We start from the raw sequence: 22,599 nt of genomic DNA on the forward strand, positions 1-22,599 counted from the left end.
GACGCCCCGGTGACGCTTTCTTAGCGCGTCACCGGCATCAAGACCCTAATGAACACTGCCGGGTTCCGGCAATGCGCGGGCGCGCACCCCGCGTGCACCATGGCGCCAGGGGAGCACCGCGGAAGGTTCCGGTGCCGGACACCGGCAGGTGTCCCGCACCGGTTCCGCGAGCCGCGGATCCCCGTGGACTGTCGGGGCGAGTCAGGGAACGGGGGGCCGGGATCATGGGGGCGTTTCTCGCTGCCGCGATCGGGTTTCCCACCGTCGTCTTCACCGCCGCGCTCACCGTGGTCGTCCTGTTCTGGCTGCTGGTCGCGCTGGGCGCGGCGGACGCCCACGGACATGCCCATGCTCACCTCAACTCCCGTGCGCACAGCGATGGTTGGGGGCTCGGCGGGGCGCCCGTGACTCTCGCCTTCTCGCTGTTCGTCGCCGTCGGCTGGCTGGTCAGCTACTGCGCGAGCGTGCTGCTGGTCCCTTCGGGCCTGGTCGGAATCCTGGTCGGGGCGGTCGTGCTGATCGGCACGGTGTACGTCTCCTGGCAGGCGACCAAGCTGTTCGTACGACCCCTGCACCGCCTGTTCCCCGACGAACACGGGCCGTCCCGGCTGGACTTCGTCGGGCTGACCTGCACCATCCGCACCGGGCGGGTGGACGCCGGGTTCGGCCAGGCCGAGGTCAGGTCGGCGGACGGCTCGGCGGCGGTGGTCCAGGTCCGGCAGCCGGACGGCGACCTGGCGCAGGGCGCGCTCGGCAGCGGCAGCACCGGACTGCTCTACGCCTACGACGAGACCGGCGAGTTCTTCTGGATCGCGCCCTACGACAGCGCGCTGGACCCGAGGACCGGCCCGGGCACGACGGGATAGGCCGCCAACGCCTGTTGGCCTACGGCCGTTGCCCACGCCTGTTGCCTACGCCTGTTGGTCAACCCCTGTTGGTCAACCTGTGTTGGCCCACGCCCGTTTCATCACCCTTCTCATTCCTTGGGGACCCATGTCATGAACGCCATCACCGTCGGCATCGGTGTGTTCGTCGCCGTTGTCCTGCTCATCGCGCTCACCCTGCTCCTGGTGGTCGGCCGGCTCTTCCGGAAGGTGGAGCAGGGGCGGGCGCTGATCGTCTCCAAGACGAAGAAGGTCGACGTCACCTTCACCGGGGCCGTCGTGCTGCCGGTGCTGCACAAGGCCGAGTTCATGGACATCTCGGTGAAGACCATCGAGATCCGCCGCACCGGGCGCGAGGGCCTGATCTGCCAGGACAACATCCGCGCCGACATCCACATCAGCTTCTTCGTGCGGGTCAACAAGACCGTCGAGGACGTCATCAAGGTCGCGCAGGCCATCGGCACCCAGACCGCGAGCGACCCGGTGGCGATCCAGGACTTCTTCGCCGCGAAGTTCTCCGAGGCGCTCAAGACCGTAGGCAAGCAGCTGGACTTCGTCGATCTCTACACCAAGCGCGAGGAGTTCCGGGACCGGATCATCCAGGTCATCGGCACCGACCTCAACGGCTACCACCTCGACGACGCGGCCATCGACTTCCTAGAGCAGACGCCGATGACCCAGCTCGACAACCAGAACATCCTGGACGCGCAGGGCATCCGCAAGATCACCGAGCTGACGACGATCGAGCACGTGCGCACCAATGAGTTCCAGCGCACCGAGCAGAAGGAGATCACCCGGCAGAACGTCGACGCCCGGGAGACCATCCTGGAGCTGGAGCGCCGACAGGCCGAGGCGGAGATCAAGCAGCGCCGTGAGGTGGAGGTCCTGCGGGCACGCGAGGAGGCCACCACCGCGAAAGTGCAGGAGGAGGAACGGCTGGGCGCGCAGGCCGCGTTCCTCCGCACCGAGGAGCAACTCGGCGTCCAGCGCGAGAACCAGGCCCGCGAGATCGCCGTCGCGCAGAAGAACCGCGAGCGGGTCATCGCCGTGGAGAACGAGCGCATCGAGAAGGACCGCCTCCTCGAAGTCATCGCGAGGGAACGGGAGACCTCGCTGTCCGGGATCGCCAAGGACAAGGAGGTCGAGGCGGAGCGGCGCGAGGTCGCCGACGTGGTCCGGGAGCGGATCGCCGTGGACCGTACGGTGGCCGAGCAGGAGGAGGCCATCAAGAAGCTGCGGGTCGTCGAGGAGGCCGAGCGCACCCGCCAGGCCGTGATCATCGCAGCCGAGGCGGAGGCGCAGGAGAAACTGGTCAAGGACATCAAGGGGGCCGAGGCCGCGGAGGCCGCCGCCAAGCACCGCGCCGGTGAGCAACTCACCCTCGCCGAGGCTCGGTTGAAGTCCGCAGACCTCGACGCCCGCGCCAAGCTGCGGCTCGCCGAGGGCATCCAGGCGGAGGCGGCGGCTGCCGGACTCGCCGAGGTCCAGGTCCGCGACAAGGAGGCCGAGGTCACCGTGAAGGCCGGTCGCGCCGAGGCCGAGGCCACGGGGGCGCGGCTGCGCGCGGAGGCGGAAGGCACCGAGGCCCGGCTGCGGGCGGAGGCCGAGGGCACCCGGGCCAAGGCGCTCGCCGAGGCCGAGGGCGCGCAGGCGAAGGTGCTCGCGCAGGCCGAGGGCGTACGGGCGAACGCGCTCGCGGAAGCCACCGGCATCGGCGAGAAGCTCAAGGCCGAGGCGGAAGGCCTCACCGAGAAGGCCGCCGCGATGGCCGCCCTCGACGACGCCTCGCGCGGCCACGAGGAGTACCGGCTGCGGTTGCAGGCCGAGAAGGAGATCCGGCTGGCGGGTCTCGACGTTCAGCGGCAGGTCGCGGAGGCGCAGGCCACGGTCCTCGCGACCGGCCTGGAGCACGCCGACATCGACATCGTCGGCGGCGACTCGGTCTTCTTCGACCGGCTGATCTCGTCGATCTCGTTCGGCAAGGGCGTCGACGGTTTCGTCTCCAACTCCCAGACGGCACAGGCGTTGGCGCGTCCCTGGCTGGACGGCACGTCGAACATCGCCGACGACCTCGGCCGGGTCCTCGGGTCGGTCTCCACGGCCGATGTGCAGAACCTCACCGTGTCCGCGCTGCTGATGAAGCTGATGACCTCGGACACGGCCAACGCCGGTCAGGTACGGCAACTGCTGGACAGGGCAGGTGAGTTGGGCCTGGCGGACACTCCGCTGGCCGCGCTCAACGGGCACCCGGCGAAGGCCTGACGGGCCCGACCCCACAGACGGTCCGGAACTGCCGCACAGGGGACGGCAGTTCCGGACTCACCCCCGACCTTCCTGGCTCCGACTTCCTTACTGATCGCGCTTTCTTGAGAGGGACCCCATGACCACCGGCCTGGACACCGGCACCTACGAGGTCCTGCGCGACCGCCTCGCCGCACAGGCCGCCGAACTCGCCCGCCGCGCGGAGACGCTCAACGTCCGCCGCACCGAGGAGTTCGGCTCCACCCGCCTGGAACTCACCGGCACCGAACGCCTCGACACCGAGCACCCGGCAACGCCGCGCGACCTCGTCGCCGTAGGAGACACCCTCCTCTTCGGCCGCCAGGTCTCCCTCGGTGTCACCCGGGAGACGACGGTCGCCGACGTCCTCGCCCTGCACGACCGCCACGACCTGCGCCGACTGCCCGAGGACGCCGTACCCGGACTCCTCGACGACCCGGACTTCGTGCGGGAGTTCACCGCCCTGCACCGGTACTACCGCCAAGCTCGACTGCTCCAACTCCGGCGCCTGGATGGCAAGTTGCTGGCCGTCTTCCGCACCGGTGAGAAGGCCGACGACATCCGCGTCCTGCGCTGGGCACTCGCGGAGGACAGTCGGTCGGCGAACTTCCTGGACGCGCACGGCGAACGCGACCACGTCCTCCCGCCGCCGTACGACTTCGACTGGGCGGAGACGACCCGCGAGGACCTTGTCCCCGGCCGGCACCCGCACATCCGGATCCAGGACGGGCTGTACGTCGACACGGTGGGCGGCGCTCTCACCGTCAAGGTGGAGGACAACACCGAGACGGGGGAGGGGATTTACTCCGAACCGGTGGACGAGCCGTTGCAGTCGCCGGCCGACGCGGAGATCGCGTACGCGCGGGTGGGGGCGCTGGTACTGCTGTGCGTGCGGCCCTACAAGGAGGAGAGCCACCGCTACCTGGTCTTCAACACGCTCACGAAGTCCGTCGTACGGCTCGACGGGATCGGGCTGTCGTGTCAGCGGCTTCCCGAGGAGCAGGGGATCGTGTTCCCGGGCGGGTACTGCCTGGTCACGGGGGTGTGGAAGACCTTCGAAGTGGACACCGCAGGGCTGGAGTTGGAGCGGGTGGTGCGCTCGCCCAACGGGGAGGACGTGCTGTTCGCGTACCGGGCGCGGGTGCCGGGGCGGAGCCTCCTGCTGCCGTACAACATGATCCGCAAGGAGGTCGCCAACCCGCTGTCCTGCCAGGGGTGGGCGCTCTTCGACGACGGTGTGTTGATGGTGCTGCGCGGGGGTGGTGAGGGGGAGGCGGCGCGCGTTCATCCGTTGCGGGTGTGGCGTACTCCGTATGTCTCGGACACCTACGCCGCCGCTCAACTCGTCGGGTCCGGGCCGCTGTTCCGCATCGGGAACGCCGATCTCGTGCGCGGGATATCCGACTGTCTGTCCCTCGCGGGTGCGGTGGCCGGGATGGAGCCCACGGCGGAGGTGTACGAGGCGCTGGCCGGTGCGTGTGTCCGGGCGGCGGACTCGTACCACTGGCTCGGGGACGCCGAACTCGGGGATCTGGGCGGCCCGTTGGAGGAGGTCCGGGTCACGGCGGAACAGGTCCTGGCCGAGTTCGAGACCGTCCGGACGCTCACGGCCCGCGCGGCCGACGCCCTCGCCGAGGCCACGGAGCGGCTCACCGGGCTTGTCCGGCGGTTGCGGGGCGAGGTACCTCGGGACGCGGCGGGGTGGGTCGCCGGGCTGACCGAACTCCGGCGTGTGCAGGGGCACTTGCTGACGTTGAAGGAGATGCGGTACGCGGACCTCGCGCGGATCGACGAGTCGGCGGCCGGGGCGGAGGCGGAGCTCGGGGCGTTCGGGCAGCGGGCGGTCGTATTTCTGGCGGGCGAGGACGCGTTCGCCGGGCACCATGAGGTGATCGGTGAGTTGATCGCGGAGGCGGGGGCCCTCCGTACCGTTGCCGAGTCGGCGCCCGTGGCCGCCCGGCTCGACGAACTCACCGACGGGCTGCGGACGGTGACCGAGGTGATCGCCGGGCTCGACATCGGGGACGCCACGGTCCGTACGTCGATCCTGGAGCGGATCGCCGAGGTGCTGGGCGGGGTCAACCGGGCCCGTGCCACGCTGGACGCCCGGCGCAGGGAACTTCAGGACCGGGAGGGCCGGGCGGAGTTCGCGGCCGAGTTCGCGCTGCTGGGCCAGTCGGTGTCGGGCGCGCTCGCGGACGCGGCGACACCGGAGACGTGCGACGCCCAACTCGCACGGTTGTTGGTGCAGTTGGAGAACCTGGAAGCCCGCTTCACGGACTTCGACGACTTCCTCGCCGAACTGACCGGCAGACGCGCCGAGATCTACGAGACCTTCTCCGCCCGCAAACAGACGCTGGCCGACGAACGCGCCCGCAGGGCCGAGCAGTTGGCGGACTCGGCGGTCCGGGTCCTGGAGACGGTCGGGCGTCGGGCCGCCATGCTCGCCGACGCCGACGCGGTCAGTACGTACTTCGCCTCCGACCTGATGGTGACGAAGGTCCGCCGCACCGTCGGCCAACTCCGGGACCTGGGCGACCGGATGAGGGCGGAGGAGCTGACCGGTCGGCTCGCGGCGGCCCGTGAGGAGGCGGTCCGTGCCCTGCGCGACCGCGCCGACCTCTACGCGGACGGCGGCCGGGCCCTGCGCCTGGGCCGCCACCGTTTCGCCGTGAACACCGAGCCCCTCGACCTCACCCTGGTCGCCGCCGGCGACGGCCTCGCCTTCGCTCTCACCGGCACGGACTACCGAACCCCGGTCACCGACCCGGAGTTCACGGCCACCCGCGAGTTCTGGGACCGCCCGCTGCCCTCCGAGTCGCCGCGCGTCTACCGCGCGGAACACCTCGCCGCCCGCCTCCTCGACGAACACGGCGCCCAGGCCCTCGCCCAGGAGCCCGACCTCGCCGCCCTGGTCCGCCGGGCCGCGCAGGAGTCGTACGACGAAGGCTACGAACGCGGCGTGCACGACCACGACGCGACCGCGATCCTGGCCGTGCTGCTCCGCCGGTACGAGGGCGCGGGCCTGCTGCGGTACGAACCGGCCGCCCGGGCAAGGGCGTTGCTGTTCTGGACGCACGGCACGAGTGCGGAGCCGCGTGCGGGCTGGACGCGTCGGGCGCGGTCGCTCGCGCGGGCCCGCGACACCTTCGGACCCACCCCGGCCGTCGCCGAATTCCTCGCGGAACTGGCCGAGCGGACCGGCGAGCCCGCCGCCGCGTACCTCTTCGACGAACTGACCACCGGCCCCGAGGGCTTCGTGATCAGCGCCACCGCACGCACCCTCCTCGACAAGTTCCGCCGCACGGTAGGGAGTTCGGCCTACGACGACGATGTGCTCGCTGTCGACGAACTGCCCGCGCGCCGTCAGCTGGTGGAGGCGTGGCTGACGGCGTACACGACGGCGTCCGGCACGGAGACCGACCCCGGTGACCTCGCGGAGGCGGTCGCGGCCGAACTCTGCCCGGACGCCGTGCGGTACGAGTCGGACGCGCGGCTGACGGAGACGGTCGGGGGACTGCTGGGCACGCACCCGCGCATCGAGGCGGGCGCGCTGTCGCTCCGGGTCGATGAACTCCTCGCCCGGACACGGGAGTTCAGGGCGACGGACGTTCCCGGCCATCGCGCGTACCAGCGGCGCCGTACGGCACTGGTCGCGGCGGAACGTGCCCGGCTGCGCCTCGACGAGTACCGGCCGCGTGTGCTGTCGTCCTTCGTGCGGGGGCGCCTGGTCGACGAGGTGTATCTCCCGCTGGTCGGCGACAACTTGGCGCGGCAGATCGGTACGACGGGGGAGGGGCCGCGCACCGGCGCCGGCGGTGGTCTGTTGCTGCTGATCTCGCCGCCGGGGTACGGCAAGACGACCCTCATGGAGTACGTCGCCGACCGGCTCGGGCTTGTGCTGGTCAAGGTCAGCGGGCCCGCCCTCGGGCACGGAGTCACCTCCCTCGACCCGGCCGAGGCGCCGAACGCGACCGCCCGGCAGGAGGTGGAGAAGGTCAACTTCGCGCTCGCGGCCGGCAACAACGTGCTGCTCCACCTCGACGACATCCAGCACACGTCCCCCGAACTCCTGCAGAAATTCATCCCGTTGTGCGATGCGACGCGGCGGGTCGAGGGCGTGTGGGAGGGGGTGCCGCGCACATATGACCTACGGGGGAAACGGTTCGCCGTCTGCATGACCGGCAACCCCTACACCGAGTCGGGCGGGCGTTTCCGGGTGCCGGACATGCTGGCCAACCGTGCCGACGTCTGGAACCTCGGGGACGTACTGACCGGCAAGGAGGCGGTGTTCGCGCTGAGTTTCCTGGAGAACGCGCTGACCTCCAACCCGGTCCTCGCCCCGCTGGCCGGCCGCGACCGCGCCGACCTGGACCTGCTGATCCGGCTGGCGGAGGGCGACGCGACGGCCCGCGCCGACCGGCTGTCCTACGCCTGCGACCCCGCCGAACTCGCCCGGATGGTGGGGGTGTTGAGGCATCTCATCACCGCCCGGGACGCCGTGCTCGCGGTCAACTCCGCGTACATGGCGTCGGCGGCGACGACGGACACGGCGCGCACGGAACCGCCGTTCCGGCTCCAGGGGTCGTACCGCACCATGAACCGCATCGCCCAGCGCATCGAGCCGGTGATGAACTCCCTTGAACTGTCAGCGGTGTTGGACGACCACTACACCGCCGAGGCGCAGACCCTGGGGACCGGCGCCGAGGCGAACCTGCTGAAGCTGGGGGAGTTGCGCGGCACGCTGAGCGCCGAACAGGCCGTGCGCTGGGGGGAGTTGAAGGCGGCGTACGTGCGGTCGCGGGGCATGGCGGAGGGCGACCCCTTGAGTCACGCGGTGGCGGCCCTCGGGGTGCTGGCCGAGCGGGTCGCAGCGGTGGAGTCGGCGATCATCCGGGCGAGCGGCGGCCCGGGATGACGGTCACCGACCTCCGCGTGAGGCCTCCCCGTACGACCAACTGCTAGAGCTGGAGCAGCCGTTGGGTGATCTCGCGGTACTGCCGCAGCGCGTTGCGGAATTCCTCGGACTCGGCCTCCGACGGGGACTGCGCCTGGGACTCGGGGTCCTGGTCCGCCCAGGCGGCGCGGAGGAGGTCGCGGCGGGCGGCGAGGGCGGTCACGAGCTGGGCGGTGGCCTCGTCGTAGGCGCTCTCCGCCTCCGCGAGGGCGTCGCGCGGGGTGTCGGCGAAGGTGTTGAGGGCGTGGCGCAGGCGCTGGAGGACCTTGTCCCGTTCGCTCGACGGGAGCAGCGGCTCCGGGCCCGGGGTGCGGCGTTCGGAGGGAGTGCGGTTCTGGCCCGCGGGTTGTTGGGCGCGTGTCTGGTCGTACATCATCGGGAGTCGCTTCCGTCCCGCCCGAAGGCGTTTTTGGGATCGTCCGTGCACCGGCCACTGCCCTGCGCCGTGCTGCCAGTCAACGTGCGGCGACGGTTCGTGTCAACGCGGCGGTCACGCGCTCCCGGCCGACCCGTTCCGGCGCGTGCCGGAGTACGGTGGAGGGTCCGAGGCCTTCGCGCGCCGATGTCCCGCTCCGGCGCCGTGCCCTCGCGTTTCCCTTCACAGGGGCAGCCCGTGACCCCGGCCGCGCCATCCGCAGCGAGGCCGAGGAGTCCCAGCATGTCGATCATCTCCACCCCGTCCACGAAGGGGATCCCGGCGGGCACCGACCCGCCGCCTCCACCCCCGCCCTACGACGGCACCTCCCCCTTCCCGCCGGACGAGGGCTCGACGCCCGTGCGGGACAGCGGGGACCGGATATACGTCGGGGTCACGGCCGCGATCGTCGTCCTGCCGTTCGTAGGTCTCGGCCTGGCCGGCTGGCTGCTGTGGGGACGGCTGATCCACCCCGTCGACATCGTGCTCGCGGCCGTCCTCTACACGGTCACCGGCCTCGGCGTCACGGTCGGCTTCCACCGCGGGCTCACCCACGGCTCGTACCGTGCGATCCGGCCCGTGCGCATCGCGCTCGCGCTGGCCGGGTCGATGAGCTTCCAGGGCGATGTCATCAGCTGGGTCGCCACCCACCGCCGCCATCACGCCTTCACCGACCGGCCCGGAGACCCGCACTCGCCGTACCGCTACGGCACCCATCTGCGGGGCCAGTTGCACGGACTGCTGGACGCCCATGTCGGCTGGCTGTTCCGCAACGAGCAGTCGCCGCCCGAGCGTTACGCCCCCGACCTCGTCGCCGACCCCGACATCCGGGCCGTCTCCCGCGCCTTCCCGTGGCTGTGCCTGCTCACCCTCGCGCTGCCGTTCGGGCTCGGCTGGGCGATCGGCGGCAGCTGGCTGTACGGCGTAACAGGCTTGCTGTGGGCGGGACTTGTGCGCATCGCGCTGCTCCACCACGTCACCTGGAGCGTCAACTCGCTCTGCCACATGATCGGTGAGCGCCCCTTCCGCACCCGGCGCCACGACCGCGCCACCAACCTGTGGCCGCTGGCCCTGCTCTCCTTCGGCGAGAGCTGGCACAACCTCCACCACGCCGACCCCACCAGCGCCCGGCACGGCGTCGACCGCGGCCAGATCGACCCGTCCGCCGCCGTCATCCGCCTTATGGAGCGCGCCGGTTGGGCCTACGACGTGCACTGGCCGACCGCGGACCGGGTCGCCGCCCGCCGCGCCTGACCTCGGCCACGACGCTGCTACGACGCGCGCGGTGGTGCCGGGATGGTCCTGGTGTCGAGGTCTCCCTCGATGATCTGCGCCGCGAGATCCGAGAGGCGCAGATGGCGGGCACGGGCGTAGGAGCGGAAGGCGGTGAAGGCGTCGTCGACGGACGTGTTCCAGCGCTCCGCCAGCACGCCCTTGACCTGCTCGATGAGGATGCGGCTGGTGAGCGCGTTCTGCAGCTGGCTGTTCTCGACGTGCGACTGCTCCAGCGTGCGCTGCTGGAGCACCGCGATGGTGGCCACGTCGGCGAGCGCCTGGGCGAGCGCGATGTCGTCGTCGCCGAGGCGGTGCGGGGTGCTCTGGAAGAGGTTGAGCGCGCCGACGACCCGGTTGCGCAGCCGTAGCGGAATGGCGTGCGTGCTGACGTACCCGGTCTCGCGGGCCTGCGTCGCGAAGCGCGGCCAGGCCGCGGTCACCTCGGTCCGCGTCAGGTCGATGTTGGTGCGGGCGGCGCCGGTGCGGTAGCACTCGACGCACGGGCCCTGGTCGTGCTGGAGCGCGAGGAGCTCCAGCAGGCGGGTGTGCTCGTCCGAGGCGGCGATGATCTGCAGTTCGCCGTGCGCGTCGACGAGCAGGATGCCGGCCGCCGACACGTCGAGGAGCTCGACGCAGCGCGCGGACAGCCGGTGCAGCAGGTCGATGACGTCGAAGTCCTCGACCAGGGAGTCCGCGACCTCCACGAAGATCTCGGCCAGACGTCGTTCGCGGGCCATGGCGATCATCCCTTTCCAGTGTCGGGCGAATACGGCCCGCCTATATCGTCGTCCAGATCGTCCCCGAAGCGGAGTCTGCGGGCGACCACATCCGCCGCGACCTCACCCAGGGGGCGTTCACTGCCGTAGGCGTGGGCCCGCAGGCGCAACAGGGCTTCCTGTATGGGCACGCCCAGTTGGACACTGATCATGCCGGTGGCCTGGTGCACTACGGGGCGGTTCAGCCCCGTCGGCCAGTCCGGCATCGCGTCCGGCCGGGGTGCGGTGCCGTTGGCGTGCCCGTTTCCCTCCCCGTTTCCGTGCCCCGTTCCGTTCAGGAACGCGCCGGTCAGGGCGGCCGCCAGGGCGGTGGCGTCGGCGTACTGCTGCTCGCTGATCCGCCGGTCCCCGTCGCACAGCACGGTCAGGACGCCGACCCGGATCGCCCCGATGCCCAGCGGGAACCCGCACACACCCTGGACGCCCATGTCGCGCGCGGCCGGCAGCAGCACCGGCCACCGCTCGGGGCGCACCCGTTCAAGGTCCGGCTCCAGCACGGGCGCACCGGTGCGGACCGCCTCCGGGCCCGGGCCCTCGCCCAGGGTGAACTGGAGTTCCTCGAAACGGGCGCTCAGCTCGGGATGGCACCACAGCGGCTCGGCCGTACGGTCGGCGCCGACCAGCAGCGACAGGGCGACGCCCGCGGCATCCAGCGCCCGGGCGCAGGCCCGCGCGGGATCGCCGCCCTCACCGAGGCGCAGTGACCGCAGGACTTCGGCCATGCCGTCGCTGATCACCGTGCTCCGTTCCGCGGCCGCCGGGGCACGTCGAGACGAGGTGCCGACCGGCTTCCGCCGTACCCTACGTGGCCCGGCGCTCCAGCGCGCGGTCGGCGAGCACGCCCGTCCACGCGTCCCGCACACTCGCGTACCGCGGGAACCGCCCCACCAGACCGGCGGCCCGGAACACCAGCAACGGACCGGGCCGGGAGTGCACGACACGCAGCCACCCGAGCCGCCCACGACACTCCTCCCAGGCCGCGCACAACGGGTCCAGAACACTGCCGTCCATGAAGGTCACGTCGAGCAGATCGACGACGACGAAGAGCCGCCCCGTACCGTGCCGGGCTTCCTTCAGCTCCTGCGCGAAGGCGGGCCCGGTCGTCAGATCGAGCTCACCGCCGGCCCGGACCACGCGCAGTTCGTCTGGTTCGTCGAACGGTTCGTCGAACAGATCAGAATGCGGGTCCATGTGCCCCATCTCCCCTGTAAGAGAGTGGCTTTCGCCTTCTTGCGCAGGGCCTCTGTTGCGCGGAAAGAGACTGCACGGAGAGGGCCGGGGTCCGGGGCTGCCGTACGACGAGCGTACTGCCGGGAAGGGATATGCCGGGAGCCGTTTCCGGCTATTGGATACCGGTTTCGGTGTTGTGGTCGTTTCAGTCGGCCTGATGCGGTATCCACTCGCTGTCGTCCAGCGAATATCCGAACTGCGGACGCCCGCTCATCCCGCTGGTGTGGAACGGCTTCCCCTGGTCGTCGATGCGCAGCACGCCGTGCCGGGTGCCGCTGGTCCAGTTCAGCTCCAGGTACCAGCGCACATCGTGGGAGGCCGCGGCGGCCGTGATGTACAGGACCTCGGGATCGCTCTCGCTCACCTTGTACGGCAGCCCGGTCTGCCCGGCCTTCGGCGTGGCCACCGGCCGGGTCGCGTCCAGCCCGACGTCGAAGGAGTGCGTGGGCACCCCGCCACCGCAGCCGACCCCCACATACCCCATGGTGTACGCGTTCCAGGCGAGCGGCGCTCCGCTCTGCACCACCCGCACGTTCAGCGACTCGAGTACGACGGTGTCCTGCCCGGTGCCCTGAACCGTGAGCTCAAGGTACTGACTGTCGGCGGACACGGCCCCCAGCGCGCTCACCCAGCTCGGGGCGTCCTGCTCGGTGGGCGGCGGCGGCACCTTGGCCGCGTCCTCGTCGACCAGGTAGGTCTGACTGCACGGACTCTCCCAAGCGTACGGCCGTGAGGTCACCGTCAGCGGAACGGCGGCGGTTACGGCCGCGCCCCCGCCGGCCTTCGCGCTCGCGGACGCCCCGCTCTTCGCCGTGGCGGACCCGGAGGGGCTCGCGCTGCCGGAGGGCGAGGTGGAGGAGGAGGGGGAGGAGGTCGCCTTCGCCTTCGACTTCGACGGGTCGGAGGGGGAGGCGCCGCGTTCGGTGGAGGTCACGGCCCCGGCATCCTGCTTCCGGTCGCCGCTGCCGTCGCCGCCGCCGGACACGAGACGGGGGACGAGCGCGGTGGCGGCGACGACCACGGCTACGGCGGCGGCTGTGAGGAGGGTGGTGCGGCGGCGGTTGCGGGGGCTGGGGCTGGGGCTGGGGGTGGTGAGGTGGCTTGTCTCCGGGGGGTTCGCGCCGGGTGGGGTTGCGTCGGAGGGGCTTGCCTCGGGGGTGGCCGTGGGCGTGGGGATGGGCGTGGTGGGCGGCTCGGTGCCGGTGCCGGTGCCGGTGGGAGGGAGAGCGGGAGTGGTGGGACTAGGGGGAGTGGGAGTGGGAGTGGAGGGGGTGGTGGAAGCGGGGGTGCCGGTGCTCGCGCTCGGCCCCGAAGTCGCCGCTGCCCCTGCCCCTGCCCCTGTCCCTGTACCCGTCCCTGCCCCTGTACCCGTCCCGGCGGCAGCCCTCCGCTCCCGCTGGCGTGCCCCGTCGGCCAGGATCCACCGGCGGTGGGCCTCGACGAGCTCGTCCGGGGTCGCCTTGCAGAGCCGGGCGAACCGCTCGACGGGGGCGTACTCGGTGGGTACGGCATCGCCGTTGCAGTACCGGTGCAGCGTCGACGTGCTCATGTGCAGCCGTTTCGCGAGCACGCCGTAGCTCAGCCCCGACCGGTCCTTGAGCTCCCGTATCAGTGCCGCGAAATCGGCGGTCTCCTCAGGCCCTGCCACCCTGCCCCCATTCCAGTCGAGCGTTCCAGGGGGTTGTTGTTCCCCCAGGTAAGAGCCGGTGCGAACGTTCCAGGTTCCCGTACCTGCTCGCTGTCGTAGCGGGTGGGACGGAAGGCGGCACAAGCTGCGGTCATCAAAGCACGCCGCCCGCCGACCGGTTGGGCGGCGGCCACTTCCCACCTTCCGAAAGGCACAACAGCCATGTCCGCGTTCACCGCCCGTCCCCGCACCCGCCTCTTCGCCGCCGCCACCGTCGCACTGGCCGCGCTCTCGCTCACCGCCTGCAACGACAAGCTGGGAGTACAGGACGAGGGCGCGGGCAACCCGACCTCTTCCACGGTGGCGACGCCGGCACCGTCCGGGACGAGGACGGGCGGGACGGGCGGGACGACTCAGACCGGCGGGTCGACGGGTTCCACCGGCTCCACCGGGTCCACCGGTTCCACGTCGGGTGGCAACACGGGGTCGAGCGGCGGCACGGGTTCGAGCTCCGGGTCGGGTTCCGCCTCGGGCACGGGCTCCGGCTCGGACTCCGGCTCGGGGACCTCCACGAGCGGCAGGATCCCGTGCAGCGGCGCCAACACCAAGGTGACGGCACAGACGGTCTCGCGCCCCATCAACCACATGCTGCTCACCGTCACCAACACGGGTTCCAAGACCTGCGACCTCTACTACTACCCGGCCGTCAACTTCGACGACGCCCAGTCCGTACCGCCGGTCATGAAGGACTCCCAGCCCCAGGCGGTGACCACCCTCACCCCGGGCCAGGCGGGCTACGCCGGCGTCGCCCTCTCCAATGGAGACAACGGCACCGGCACCAACGGCCGCACCGCCAAGTCCCTCTCCGTCTACTTCTTCGACCGCGCCAACAACAGCATCAGCCCGGCGGCGACACCGGCCCTGCCGGCGAAGGGCGTGTACGTGGACGACTCGCTGAAGGTGACGTACTGGGTGTCGGATGCGCAGGATGCGTTGACTTACTGAGCCTTACTGAGCGCTGGTCACGTCTCGCAGAGCGGCGGGGGGGCCGGTACTGATCCCAGTACCGGCCCCCCACCGCTCTGCTGATGAACGTCGAGGTACGGGCGGCGGCCCGGCTGGCCGACGGACAGTCGAACGCCCAACTCCATTGCCACGGCAGCGAATTACTGACTGGTGTACTGGCAGCCGCGAGCCGAGTGAAAGATCACTGGACGGGCGGGACGACGCTCACGGCAGGCGGATCCGAGAGCGTCGGCCGCACGTAATTCCCTCAACCAGAGACGAACTCAAACCGGCGTGCTTCCGCCAGGACCAACAGGTGTTGTTACGGCGACCCGCACAGCGCCGGTGTTCGATGGGGCGACCTGGGCCACGCTCTCGTCCTCGGCGTTGCGGGCGACGATCGCGGGAACACCAGTGCCTGTCGGGACATGGCGCACGGTCCATCCAGCGCTCTCGAAGTAGGTCTGGGTACGTGCCATCGCCCGGACGGTCTCCTCTTCCGTAAGAGACTGGGTCGACCAGGCATGGTGGACGTAGCGGCCTTCGGAGTCCTGGTACGCGCTGGTCCCCTCTCCCGCTTGTGCTGGGGAGGGCGGGGCTTGGAGAGCTTCGTAGATCCGGCTGGAGTGGTCGAGGGCCCGATGCTCGGCGAGCTCGTCCACCTGTGTGTGCCGGAAAGCTGCGGAGCTGGCCGTGGACCCACCGGTGGGAGCGAAGCAGGGAGAGGTCACGGAGATGGCTGCGAGACCCTCACCCTTGGCACGGTCCACGACGCCGGTGACCGCGGTCATCCAGAAGTCATCCGGTTCAGTGCGCATGCTGACCGAGGGAAAGGAGTTGGACCAGTCAGCATCTGATGACTGGAACTTGTAGCCCAGTTTCACCCAGGCGTCACGTGCCTGCCGTACGAGTGTCTTGGCCCTGCTGCCCGGAACCCCGGTCAGCTGATAAGTAAGTCGATACTGCACCCGGTCGTCTGAGCCACCGTCATCACTGGCAACGCACGCCCCCAAGGGGCGAAGGCCGGTTCGTTTGAGGGTCGGCTTGGGTGACACACCTTCCACCGCTTGGTGAACGACTTCCTCAGCACGTTTGCTTGCTTGCTGCTCGTTCACCTTGAATTGCTTCGACGTTGAGGCGCGGCCTCTCCCGCCATCCTGTTTCTGTCCCACACGCCGAAAGCGCAACCAACGCCGTCAAGAGTCCACCAATCAACATCGGTTTGCGTAGCTTCAAGAGATCCTTCCAGTTGAGAATGAGCGGCCTAAGGCCATCTGTGCCGGCAACTTCCCGCCGGGTATGCTGTCATGGGCTCGGCTATTCCTTCGGCGTTTCTATTGAGGACGCGATGGGAGCGTTGGACGACCAGAAGGCGTCGTTCGCGTTGGGCCGCGGGATCGCTTTTCCGTAGTAGCTTGGACCATTCGCTTTTGTTGCTGGTGCGGTAACGTTCGATTTCTTTACGCAAGCAGTTTGGACGTCGAGGAAGAACTGCCCCTCTCCGCCGACGATCAAGCTCATCTGTAGCAGGTCATCGCCGGTTTTGGCGTACACCTCAGGGAATTCCTTGTCCGAGTTGACGTCTGTAATTTTATGCCCATTCTTTTTCCAATAGCGCTCAATTATGCCGATAAGAGCCCCCCTTCTCGCCTCCGAAACCTTCGTCATCACGACTGCGCGGCGCGTGACATCTCCATAGCCACTGGATCCACCATCGCAACTGCCGTCATCCGAAGTGTCGTGGGTCCACTCGATGGGGGGCTTCACCATCGAGAGGGTCTGATAGATCAATTTGTCGGCCTCGTCCGCCGCTCCCTGCATATCCACTTTCGAGCTCCCCTTCACATTTCCCGAATCTCCATTACTCGCACCACAGCTCGCAACGGATAGGATTGTGAGTGCAACGCTGATCGCTCGGACCGAAAGCTGCTTCTTCATCGAGGTTCTTCCGCCTTGATGTGATCTGATCTTCCAGCGACAATCTTGGCGATATTGTTGGCCGCCGAAGGGTTTCTGTCAGGATCGAAATATCCAGAGTGGGCCGGGGTTGGCCCATCGCCCGAGAGCCAAAGCGGCAGTGGCCCGTCTCCCGACTCTATACGTGTGGCGCCGAATTCCTTACTGGTGGGATCTCTGCCGAACCAACGCTCATCATCCAAAGAGTTGACGATGGCAGGTGCAGGACCAAGCAGGCTGCTTTTGGCTGGAAGCCAAGAAACTGGATCGTTATCGGCCGACGCGGCAAAAACATGGTCCTTGCCGACGTTGAGTTCGCTGGCGGTCTGCGCACCCGTTCCAGGGCTTCCCAGAAGGACGATGTCGTTGACGCCAGGGATTCCACCGTGCTCCCGGGCTGCCGTTCCCACCAGGAGAGAGCCATACGAGTGTCCGATGGCCGTGATGTGCGGATTCTTGTTCTCGTTAGTGGCTCCTATGCCCTCAATGAAGCTGCGATAGGCGGGGGCGCCTTTATCCGCATCGGCAGTGGATGCCACCTCGGTGAAACCGGGAGCGTCATATCCCAGCCAGACGATCGAAGCTGTTGAGTGATCGTATTTATAGGCGCCCTTCTGCGTTTGAAGTGCCCGGCGGACCGTGTCGTCCGCGAAGTCGCCATTAAGTGTGGTACCAAGCCCGGGGACATAAGCGGAGACATTTGTTGAGGTGTCAGGTTTCCGTAACTGACGATGGCCCGGCCGTTCCCCTCATCTCCCACGCCCAGCAGGAACATTGGCGGACTGCTGCCTTCGTCGAGTTTTTCCTGAATCCCTTTCAATCCTTCGAGCTGGGTCTTTGACAGGTCGTCATGTTGGCCCTCGAGCTTCGCGATGAGGACTTTCAGGTTCTCCCGGTTTGCCTCATCCCGGACTTCCGTCGGAACACCGTCAAGGTTTCCGATCAGGCCGGGGAACGCGGAAAGATACTCTTCACGCTGGTCCGCGGTAAGGTGATCCCACCATGCCTTACGCTCTGCAGGGGACTTGTCGAGCGGAATTTTATCCTTGAGGTAAGGCGTCGCGGATGCGTCAACAGCATCGATATCGGACGCCACGTCCGCCCACGTTTTGGTGTCCACACCCAATCCGGGCGGGGCCTTCAGTTTCTCCAGCGCTCCGCAATAGCGAACGTCGATCTCCTGAGCGCGGAGGACGGCGTAAGTGAGGCGATCGGCCACGTCCTTGGCCTTTGCGTAATGTGGATTCGGGCTCTTGAACTGAGCTCCGCCGTCCCCCATCCCCTGCTGATACAGCCCCTCCTTGCCGGAAGACGGACTCGGGCTACTCGAATCGAACCGCCCGTTCCCACCGTAGGCTGTTCCGCCGGGGACTTCCTCACCAGTCAGCCCACTCTCTCCACCGGCGGGATAACCGATGCTGCCGTTTTCGTTGACGGTGTAGCCGAGCGACGCGGCATCGTCCAGGGCCTCGATCAGATGCCTGCGCTGCGTGGCCAATTCCGTTGCCAACCCATCGACGCTACCGCGAATGAGCCCGGACTCGGCCTGGATGTAGTAGTAGTTGTTGCTCAGCCGCTTGAGCCGCCGCACCGCAGCCTTCGCCGACTCGCTTTCCTGGGTCTTGGCGAGTGGGCCACTCATACGGCTGTCGACCTGCTCACGTGCGGAGTCGGCATGCCGGGACGCCGCGCCCCAGCCATCGGCTGCGTCAGAGAGTTCGGACAGTTTCAGATCCCTGAGTTGCTGCCAGGTCAGTGTCGACGCCACGGTTACTCGCCCTTCCCCGTGCCGGTCACCTTCACCGAGTCGGCCTTGGCGGCCACCTCGACGTCCACTTCACCCATGTCCTGGGCCACCTGACGCAACGTGGGGCCCAGCGCATCGCACTCATCCCGAACCGCGCCCAGGCGCTTCTCCCACGAAGCGAGTACGGACCTCAAGGCGCCCAGGCTCGTGAGTCCCGTTGCCCCGCTCCCACACCGTCATGGGCCGAACTCAAATCCGTCCTCGCGTTGCCAGTACTTGTCCGTAGATCGGCGGCAGCACCCGCGGCCCGCGTCCACGGCCCGTGCGAGTGCTTGAGGGTTCCTGCGCCGCCTGCGGTGTTGCCGCTTGTGGAGCCGCCAGGGTCGGCAGGAAGCTGATTGAGTTGCATGTGCGTTGGGTGCCGCTCAACCGCTGCCGACTTGAGCTGCTCCCACTCCTCCCACGCCATGCGTGGCCCCTCCCCGCGTTTTAGCCACTGCCGCCGGGTGCTTGTGACAGTGAGACCGCAACTCTGCGGTGATCGAGAAGCACAGTAGCGTTACCGCATCTTGGGCCTCATCCGTATCGGCCACCAGTGCGGTTGAGTACGTGTACTCAGACGGCACCAGGTCCGGGCCGTCGCCTGCGGGCGACAGCAGCAACCCGGATCGCGGCTCCGAGGAGTACCGCGCTGCCGATGCCCAGCGCGCCCCAATGACCCGGTGGAGGTCCACGACTACCTGGCCTCCTTCGAGCCGCCGGTAATCGACTTCGGCCTGCCGCACGGCACCCATGACGATCCATCGCACCGCCACGACCCGAGCGTGCCCGAGCACGGGCTGTGGACGAGCCGGGTGTACGCCGCCTGGCTCGGCGGCCCGAGTGCCAGCACAACGTCCGGACGCTGGTCAACCAGTCCTCCGACGAGGCTCTTCGGCATCCGAAGCTCATACACCGGCAGAACGGCAGGGCCGCGCTTGCCGAGCAGTGCCAGAGGTGTCTGCTGGAGCACCTCATCCGGCATGTCCAGGGCTCCCTGCGACAGTACGGACGGGCCGAGACCTGCGCGACGAGCACCCCGCCGCCGTAGCCATGCCGTATGCCACGACGGGACCGCGCGTAGGAGCGAGTGAGTGAAGCGATTGACGAAGAACGGGAGATGTCGATGAGCGTGACGATCCGGCCCGCCGAGAAGCGGGATATCACGGCTGTCGCCGAGCTGATCGAGGAGATCGAGCGGTTCTACGAGACGACCGGGATCCAGCTGTTCGAGGAGCGCCGGACTCAGGTCGAGGAGGCCCTCTTCGGCTCCCCGCCGTTGGCGTCCGCGCTCCTGGTCGAGGACGAAGCCGGCGACATCGTCGGCCTCGCCGCCTACTCGTTCCTCTGGCCCAGTGCCGGTTCCACGCACTCCCTCTTCCTCAAGGAGCTCTACGTCCGCGACACCCTCCGTCGGCAGGGTGTCGGCGCCCGTCTCATGGACGAACTCCGCGCCGTAGCCACCGCACGTCCCGGGTGTAGCCGTATCGAGTGGATGACCGACCGCGACAATCCGAACGCCCGCGCGTTCTACAAGTCACTCGGGTTCGCAGAGTCGGCCGGGAAGATCGTCTACCGGGTCGGCACCGGCGCGGTGTGAGTCTTCGAAGCGGGGTATGGGGCCCTGCCGGGGAAACGGAAAGAGTGGGGCTATGAAGGAAGAGCGCTGCGAACGGTGTGAGTGCATCATCGGGCTGGGCTGTGGCTGCCCACCTGACGGGGCTGTGCCGAAGGCGCGTTCCGCCTCGCAGCCGCGGCAGGAATGGCGACGCTTCCCCGCGGACACGATCCTGATCTCGTCCACGCACTACGCGCACCTACCCGGAGCATGCGCCCACCTCACCGAAGAGTTGGTGACGGCACCGCGCTGGGGCTGGATCCCGGACCCGGCGCCTGGGCTCTGGGACCGCCTCGGCAGCAGCTGTCCCGCGGTCGCGGTCGCGGGCAACACCGCGCGGACGGCTACGCGGCGGTGCGAGGAGTGCCAGACGGCGACAGGGCTGTAGGCGCCGCCCAGTTGGGTTCCGTGACAGGCGCGCCGTCGCCGGGCCGTGGGCCGGCACAGCCATCGTGGGCCTGGTCGCCGGCGAAACCCAGGGCTGCACCCGCACCGGCTCCGCTCCTCACCCACGCAATTGGGCCGGTGCCCTCTGGGCAGGCAGCTCCGGCTCGTCCAGATCGTTCACCGGCGTGCCCGACGGGTAGCGGGCGCAGTCGGCGTACGCACTGACCTGGAGGCGATCACGCGGGTACGTCTGAGAGGGCGGTACGTGACCTGATGTCCGGTTCGGTCTCGCCTGATCGTGTGACTGTGGGAACTCCCAGCCGGTCGATGGGCTTGGCCGTGCTGGAGTGACGGGGTGAGCGACCGCAAGCCCTACAAGAGCGATTTATCCGACGAACGCTGGGCGCTGATCGAGCCGGTGACCACTGCATGGAAGGCGAAGCACCCGTCCGTCAGTGGCCACCAGGGCAATTACGAGATGCGAGAGATCGTCAACGCGCTCCTGTACCAGTCCCGGACCGGCTGCCAATGGGACTACCTGCCCCACGACCTGCCACCGCCCGGCGCAGTGAAGTACTACTTCTACAAATGGCGCGACGACGGCACCGACGAGGTCGTCCATGACCTGCTGCGCTGGCAGGTGCGTGAGAGCCGGGGACGATTAGCCGACCCGAGCCTGGTGGTGCTCGACACCCAGAGTCTGCATGCCGCCGCGGGGGTGCCCGCGGCCACGACCGGGCGGGACGCGGCCAAGAAGGTGGCGGGTCGCAAGCGGGGGCTGGCCGTTGACGTGTTGGGCTTGGTGATCGCCGTGGTGGTGCTGGCCGCTTCCGTGCACGACAACGCTTTCGGTACCGCGTTGCTGGACAAGGTCGCCGCGGGGACCTCCACGGTGACGAAGGCGCTGGTGGACCAGGGGTTCAAGAAGACCGTGGTCGACCACGGCGCCGGCCTGGGCATCGTGGTGGATGTCGTCGAGCGCAACCCGGCCGACCACGGCTTCGTCCCGCAGCCGATCCGCTGGAGAGTCGAGTAGACCAACGGGATCTTGATGCTGCACCGCAGGCTGGTCCGCGACTACGAACACCGCCCGGCCAGCTCCGAGTCCCGGGTGTACTGGGCGATAAGCGATGTGATGACACGTCGGCTGACCGGCACCTCCACCCCGTCCTGGCGCGGCGCATGAGCGGCGACCCACAGCAGACTCTCGGTGCCCTGCTGGCACGTCTGGAGGTCCGCGAGCGGCAGATCGCTGTGGAAGCGGAGGCCGCTCACGAGCAGATCGCGCAGCTGACGGCGCTGCTGGACGGACTCGCCGAGGCCGCCGAGCACATCACGATCACCCGCAAGACACTCCTGGAACTGCCCGACGAAACGCCCTCGGCACCGGCCACACCGACTCCGGCCCTGCCCGGCGGCCCCGCCTACCAGCAGATCATGGCCGTGTTCGCCGAAGCCGACGCTCCGCTACGGGCGAGGAACGTGTGCGAGGCGATGGACCTGGACCTCGTGCCGAACAACATCAACAACGTCCGCATCAAACTGAAGCGCCTGACCGGGCGAGGGATCCTCGATGAGACCGAGCAGGGACTGTTCACCAGGCCGCGACCGTAACCGCCCGGCAATCCCACCACCGGCCCCCTCACGTCGTTCTGCCGGCCCGCCGAGGAAACCCGTTGCGAGTGACCGGCATCGGATGTCTGATTGACCGGCCGCCGATCACGGGATGGAACATGAGTATGTCGCTGCCCACCCCCTCGTTGCAGACCTCTCGTCTTCGACTGCGTGCCTTCGAAGACGCGGACGCGAACGACCTGTTCGCGCTGCAGAGCAACGCCTACGTGTTGCGCTACTGGGACGATCCACCGTGGACCGAACGCGCGTGCGCCGAGAAGTTCATCACCCGTTGCCGAGAGATGGAAAAGGAAGGCACCGGGGCGCGGCTGGCCGTGGATCGTATCTCCGACGGGGCGTTCATCGGCTGGTGCACCCTGAACAGGTGGAATCCGGACTTCCGCAGCGCGTCGCTGGGCTACTGCTTCGACGATGCAGCGTGGGGCCACGGTTATGCGACCGAAGCCGCGCGCGCTTTGCTGCGGTGGGCATTCGACACGCTGGACCTGAATCGCGTCCAGGCTGAGGCCGATACGCGCAACGTGGCTTCTGCCCGCGTGCTGGAGAAGGTCGGCTTCGTGCGTGAGGGGACGTTGCGGGAAGACTGCGTCGTCAACGGCCAGGTCTCTGACTCATGGGTCTACGGGCTGCTCAGGCGGGAGTGGCGGCCGTCGTCCGAGCCGGCTCCCGCCCACTGAGCCCCATCGCCCGGCACCTGGTATCGACCACGCCCTGAACCACTGATCACTGCGCCTCATCCAAACTCAACCACGAACCGGGTAAAGGCTC

At 68.7% G+C, this 22,599-nt stretch carries 18 protein-coding genes and 2 pseudogenes; 10 read left to right on the top strand and 10 right to left on the bottom strand.

The genetic code is table 11. From position 1 onward, the window contains the following. Positions 1-224: 224 nt before the first annotated feature. The 3 genes from SPR02S_RS42440 to SPR02S_RS42450 all read left to right on the top strand — a co-directional run bounded on the left by SPR02S_RS42440 (position 225) and on the right by SPR02S_RS42450 (position 8,082). Positions 225-866 (top strand): hypothetical protein, encoded by a 642-nt coding sequence (locus tag SPR02S_RS42440; protein ID WP_019063126.1) that lies wholly within the window; start codon positions 225-227, stop codon positions 864-866. 132 nt (positions 867-998) lie between these two features. Continuing rightward, the gene (locus SPR02S_RS42445; protein ID WP_019063127.1) at positions 999-3,146 is read left to right on the top strand and encodes a flotillin family protein; all 2,148 of its coding nucleotides are present in this window, start codon (positions 999-1,001) and stop codon (positions 3,144-3,146) included. Between the two features lie 118 nt (positions 3,147-3,264). Beyond that, on the top strand, positions 3,265-8,082 hold the full coding sequence (locus SPR02S_RS42450) for a DNA repair ATPase (RefSeq protein ID WP_019063128.1): 4,818 nt from the start codon (positions 3,265-3,267) through the stop codon (positions 8,080-8,082). Between the two features lie 43 nt (positions 8,083-8,125). On the opposite strand, the gene SPR02S_RS42455 is transcribed toward SPR02S_RS42450, so the two are convergent. Further along, a complete protein-coding gene (locus SPR02S_RS42455) occupies positions 8,126-8,497 on the bottom strand; it encodes a hypothetical protein (protein ID WP_019063129.1) in 372 nt (123 codons plus the stop codon). Between the two features lie 282 nt (positions 8,498-8,779). On the opposite strand from SPR02S_RS42455, the gene SPR02S_RS42460 reads away from it, so the two are divergent. Next, complete coding sequence (locus tag SPR02S_RS42460; protein ID WP_019063130.1) at positions 8,780-9,790, top strand: acyl-CoA desaturase; 1,011 nt, start codon at positions 8,780-8,782, stop codon at positions 9,788-9,790. A 17-nt stretch (positions 9,791-9,807) separates the two neighbouring features. On the opposite strand, the gene SPR02S_RS42465 is transcribed toward SPR02S_RS42460, so the two are convergent. The 4 genes from SPR02S_RS42465 to SPR02S_RS42480 form a co-directional block, all read right to left on the bottom strand. Next, complete coding sequence (locus SPR02S_RS42465) at positions 9,808-10,557, bottom strand: GAF and ANTAR domain-containing protein (RefSeq protein WP_019063131.1); 750 nt, start codon at positions 10,555-10,557, stop codon at positions 9,808-9,810. Further along, the gene (locus tag SPR02S_RS42470; protein ID WP_019063132.1) at positions 10,554-11,324 is read right to left on the bottom strand and encodes an ANTAR domain-containing protein; all 771 of its coding nucleotides are present in this window, start codon (positions 11,322-11,324) and stop codon (positions 10,554-10,556) included. Before SPR02S_RS42470 ends, SPR02S_RS42465 begins: the two co-directional genes overlap by 4 nt. 64 nt (positions 11,325-11,388) lie before the next feature. Continuing rightward, complete coding sequence (locus SPR02S_RS42475; RefSeq protein WP_019063133.1) at positions 11,389-11,778, bottom strand: STAS domain-containing protein; 390 nt, start codon at positions 11,776-11,778, stop codon at positions 11,389-11,391. 184 nt (positions 11,779-11,962) lie between these two features. Further along, the gene (locus SPR02S_RS42480; protein ID WP_026151368.1) at positions 11,963-13,465 is read right to left on the bottom strand and encodes a helix-turn-helix domain-containing protein; all 1,503 of its coding nucleotides are present in this window, start codon (positions 13,463-13,465) and stop codon (positions 11,963-11,965) included. Between the two features lie 201 nt (positions 13,466-13,666). On the opposite strand from SPR02S_RS42480, the gene SPR02S_RS42485 reads away from it, so the two are divergent. Beyond that, positions 13,667-14,449: a DUF4232 domain-containing protein gene (locus SPR02S_RS42485; RefSeq protein ID WP_019063135.1), complete on the top strand. Its 783-nt coding sequence runs from the start codon at positions 13,667-13,669 to the stop codon at positions 14,447-14,449. 284 nt (positions 14,450-14,733) lie between these two features. Here SPR02S_RS42485 and SPR02S_RS57570 read toward each other — a convergent pair whose 3' ends face one another. The 5 genes and pseudogenes from SPR02S_RS57570 to SPR02S_RS63600 form a co-directional block, all read right to left on the bottom strand. Then, entirely contained in the window at positions 14,734-15,564 is an 831-nt protein-coding gene (locus SPR02S_RS57570) for a hypothetical protein (RefSeq protein ID WP_245607705.1), read from the bottom strand. Positions 15,565-15,766: 202 nt separating this feature from the next. Next, positions 15,767-16,387, bottom strand: coding sequence for a hypothetical protein (locus SPR02S_RS61940; protein WP_245607706.1), 621 nt, complete (start codon positions 16,385-16,387; stop codon positions 15,767-15,769). Further along, a pseudogene (locus SPR02S_RS66000) lies at positions 16,384-17,061 on the bottom strand (alpha/beta hydrolase); the annotation flags it as partial. The pseudogene SPR02S_RS66000 and the gene SPR02S_RS61940, both read right to left, overlap by 4 nt. Positions 17,062-18,175: 1,114 nt before the next feature. Next, positions 18,176-18,346, bottom strand: coding sequence for a hypothetical protein (locus SPR02S_RS65295; protein WP_245607707.1), 171 nt, complete (start codon positions 18,344-18,346; stop codon positions 18,176-18,178). A 542-nt stretch (positions 18,347-18,888) separates the two neighbouring features. Continuing rightward, positions 18,889-19,176: a hypothetical protein gene (locus SPR02S_RS63600; RefSeq protein ID WP_158697969.1), complete on the bottom strand. Its 288-nt coding sequence runs from the start codon at positions 19,174-19,176 to the stop codon at positions 18,889-18,891. 141 nt (positions 19,177-19,317) lie between these two features. On the opposite strand from SPR02S_RS63600, the gene haaN reads away from it, so the two are divergent. The 5 genes and pseudogenes from haaN (at position 19,318) to SPR02S_RS42520 (ending at position 22,508) form a co-directional block, all read left to right on the top strand. Then, positions 19,318-19,791, top strand: a complete 474-nt coding sequence (gene haaN, locus SPR02S_RS42505; protein WP_026151369.1) for a cyclophane-containing RiPP N-acetyltransferase HaaN — start codon at positions 19,318-19,320, stop codon at positions 19,789-19,791. Between the two features lie 124 nt (positions 19,792-19,915). Further along, positions 19,916-20,197: a hypothetical protein gene (locus SPR02S_RS61045; RefSeq protein ID WP_218006599.1), complete on the top strand. Its 282-nt coding sequence runs from the start codon at positions 19,916-19,918 to the stop codon at positions 20,195-20,197. Between the two features lie 354 nt (positions 20,198-20,551). Beyond that, a pseudogene (locus SPR02S_RS57575) lies at positions 20,552-21,382 on the top strand (IS5 family transposase). Next, positions 21,379-21,810 carry a hypothetical protein gene (locus tag SPR02S_RS42515; RefSeq protein WP_019063141.1) on the top strand — a complete coding sequence of 144 codons (432 nt, stop codon included), beginning with the start codon at positions 21,379-21,381 and terminating at the stop codon, positions 21,808-21,810. Before SPR02S_RS57575 ends, SPR02S_RS42515 begins: the two are co-directional and overlap by 4 nt. Before the next feature lie 125 nt (positions 21,811-21,935). Then, positions 21,936-22,508, top strand: coding sequence for a GNAT family N-acetyltransferase (locus tag SPR02S_RS42520; RefSeq protein ID WP_026151370.1), 573 nt, complete (start codon positions 21,936-21,938; stop codon positions 22,506-22,508). Positions 22,509-22,599: the final 91 nt, after the last annotated feature.

Source organism: Streptomyces prunicolor NBRC 13075 (genome assembly GCF_000367365.1).
Lineage (GTDB): Bacteria > Actinomycetota > Actinomycetes > Streptomycetales > Streptomycetaceae > Streptomyces > Streptomyces prunicolor.

What these genes read in the sequence shown, in the direction of transcription:
- SPR02S_RS42485 (WP_019063135.1), top strand. Translation starts at nt 13,667, where the DNA reads ATGTCCGCGTTCACCGCCCGTCCCCGCACCCGCCTCTTCGCCGCCGCC.
- SPR02S_RS63600 (WP_158697969.1), bottom strand. Translation starts at nt 19,176, where the DNA reads ATGCCGGATGAGGTGCTCCAGCAGACACCTCTGGCACTGCTCGGCAAG.
- SPR02S_RS42440 (WP_019063126.1), top strand. Translation starts at nt 225, where the DNA reads ATGGGGGCGTTTCTCGCTGCCGCGATCGGGTTTCCCACCGTCGTCTTC.
- SPR02S_RS61940 (WP_245607706.1), bottom strand. Translation starts at nt 16,387, where the DNA reads ATGAAGAAGCAGCTTTCGGTCCGAGCGATCAGCGTTGCACTCACAATC.
- SPR02S_RS42455 (WP_019063129.1), bottom strand. Translation starts at nt 8,497, where the DNA reads ATGATGTACGACCAGACACGCGCCCAACAACCCGCGGGCCAGAACCGC.
- SPR02S_RS42515 (WP_019063141.1), top strand. Translation starts at nt 21,379, where the DNA reads ATGAGCGGCGACCCACAGCAGACTCTCGGTGCCCTGCTGGCACGTCTG.
- haaN (WP_026151369.1), top strand. Translation starts at nt 19,318, where the DNA reads ATGAGCGTGACGATCCGGCCCGCCGAGAAGCGGGATATCACGGCTGTC.
- SPR02S_RS42520 (WP_026151370.1), top strand. Translation starts at nt 21,936, where the DNA reads ATGTCGCTGCCCACCCCCTCGTTGCAGACCTCTCGTCTTCGACTGCGT.
- SPR02S_RS42450 (WP_019063128.1), top strand. Translation starts at nt 3,265, where the DNA reads ATGACCACCGGCCTGGACACCGGCACCTACGAGGTCCTGCGCGACCGC.
- SPR02S_RS42460 (WP_019063130.1), top strand. Translation starts at nt 8,780, where the DNA reads ATGTCGATCATCTCCACCCCGTCCACGAAGGGGATCCCGGCGGGCACC.
- SPR02S_RS42465 (WP_019063131.1), bottom strand. Translation starts at nt 10,557, where the DNA reads ATGATCGCCATGGCCCGCGAACGACGTCTGGCCGAGATCTTCGTGGAG.
- SPR02S_RS42445 (WP_019063127.1), top strand. Translation starts at nt 999, where the DNA reads ATGAACGCCATCACCGTCGGCATCGGTGTGTTCGTCGCCGTTGTCCTG.
- SPR02S_RS42475 (WP_019063133.1), bottom strand. Translation starts at nt 11,778, where the DNA reads ATGGACCCGCATTCTGATCTGTTCGACGAACCGTTCGACGAACCAGAC.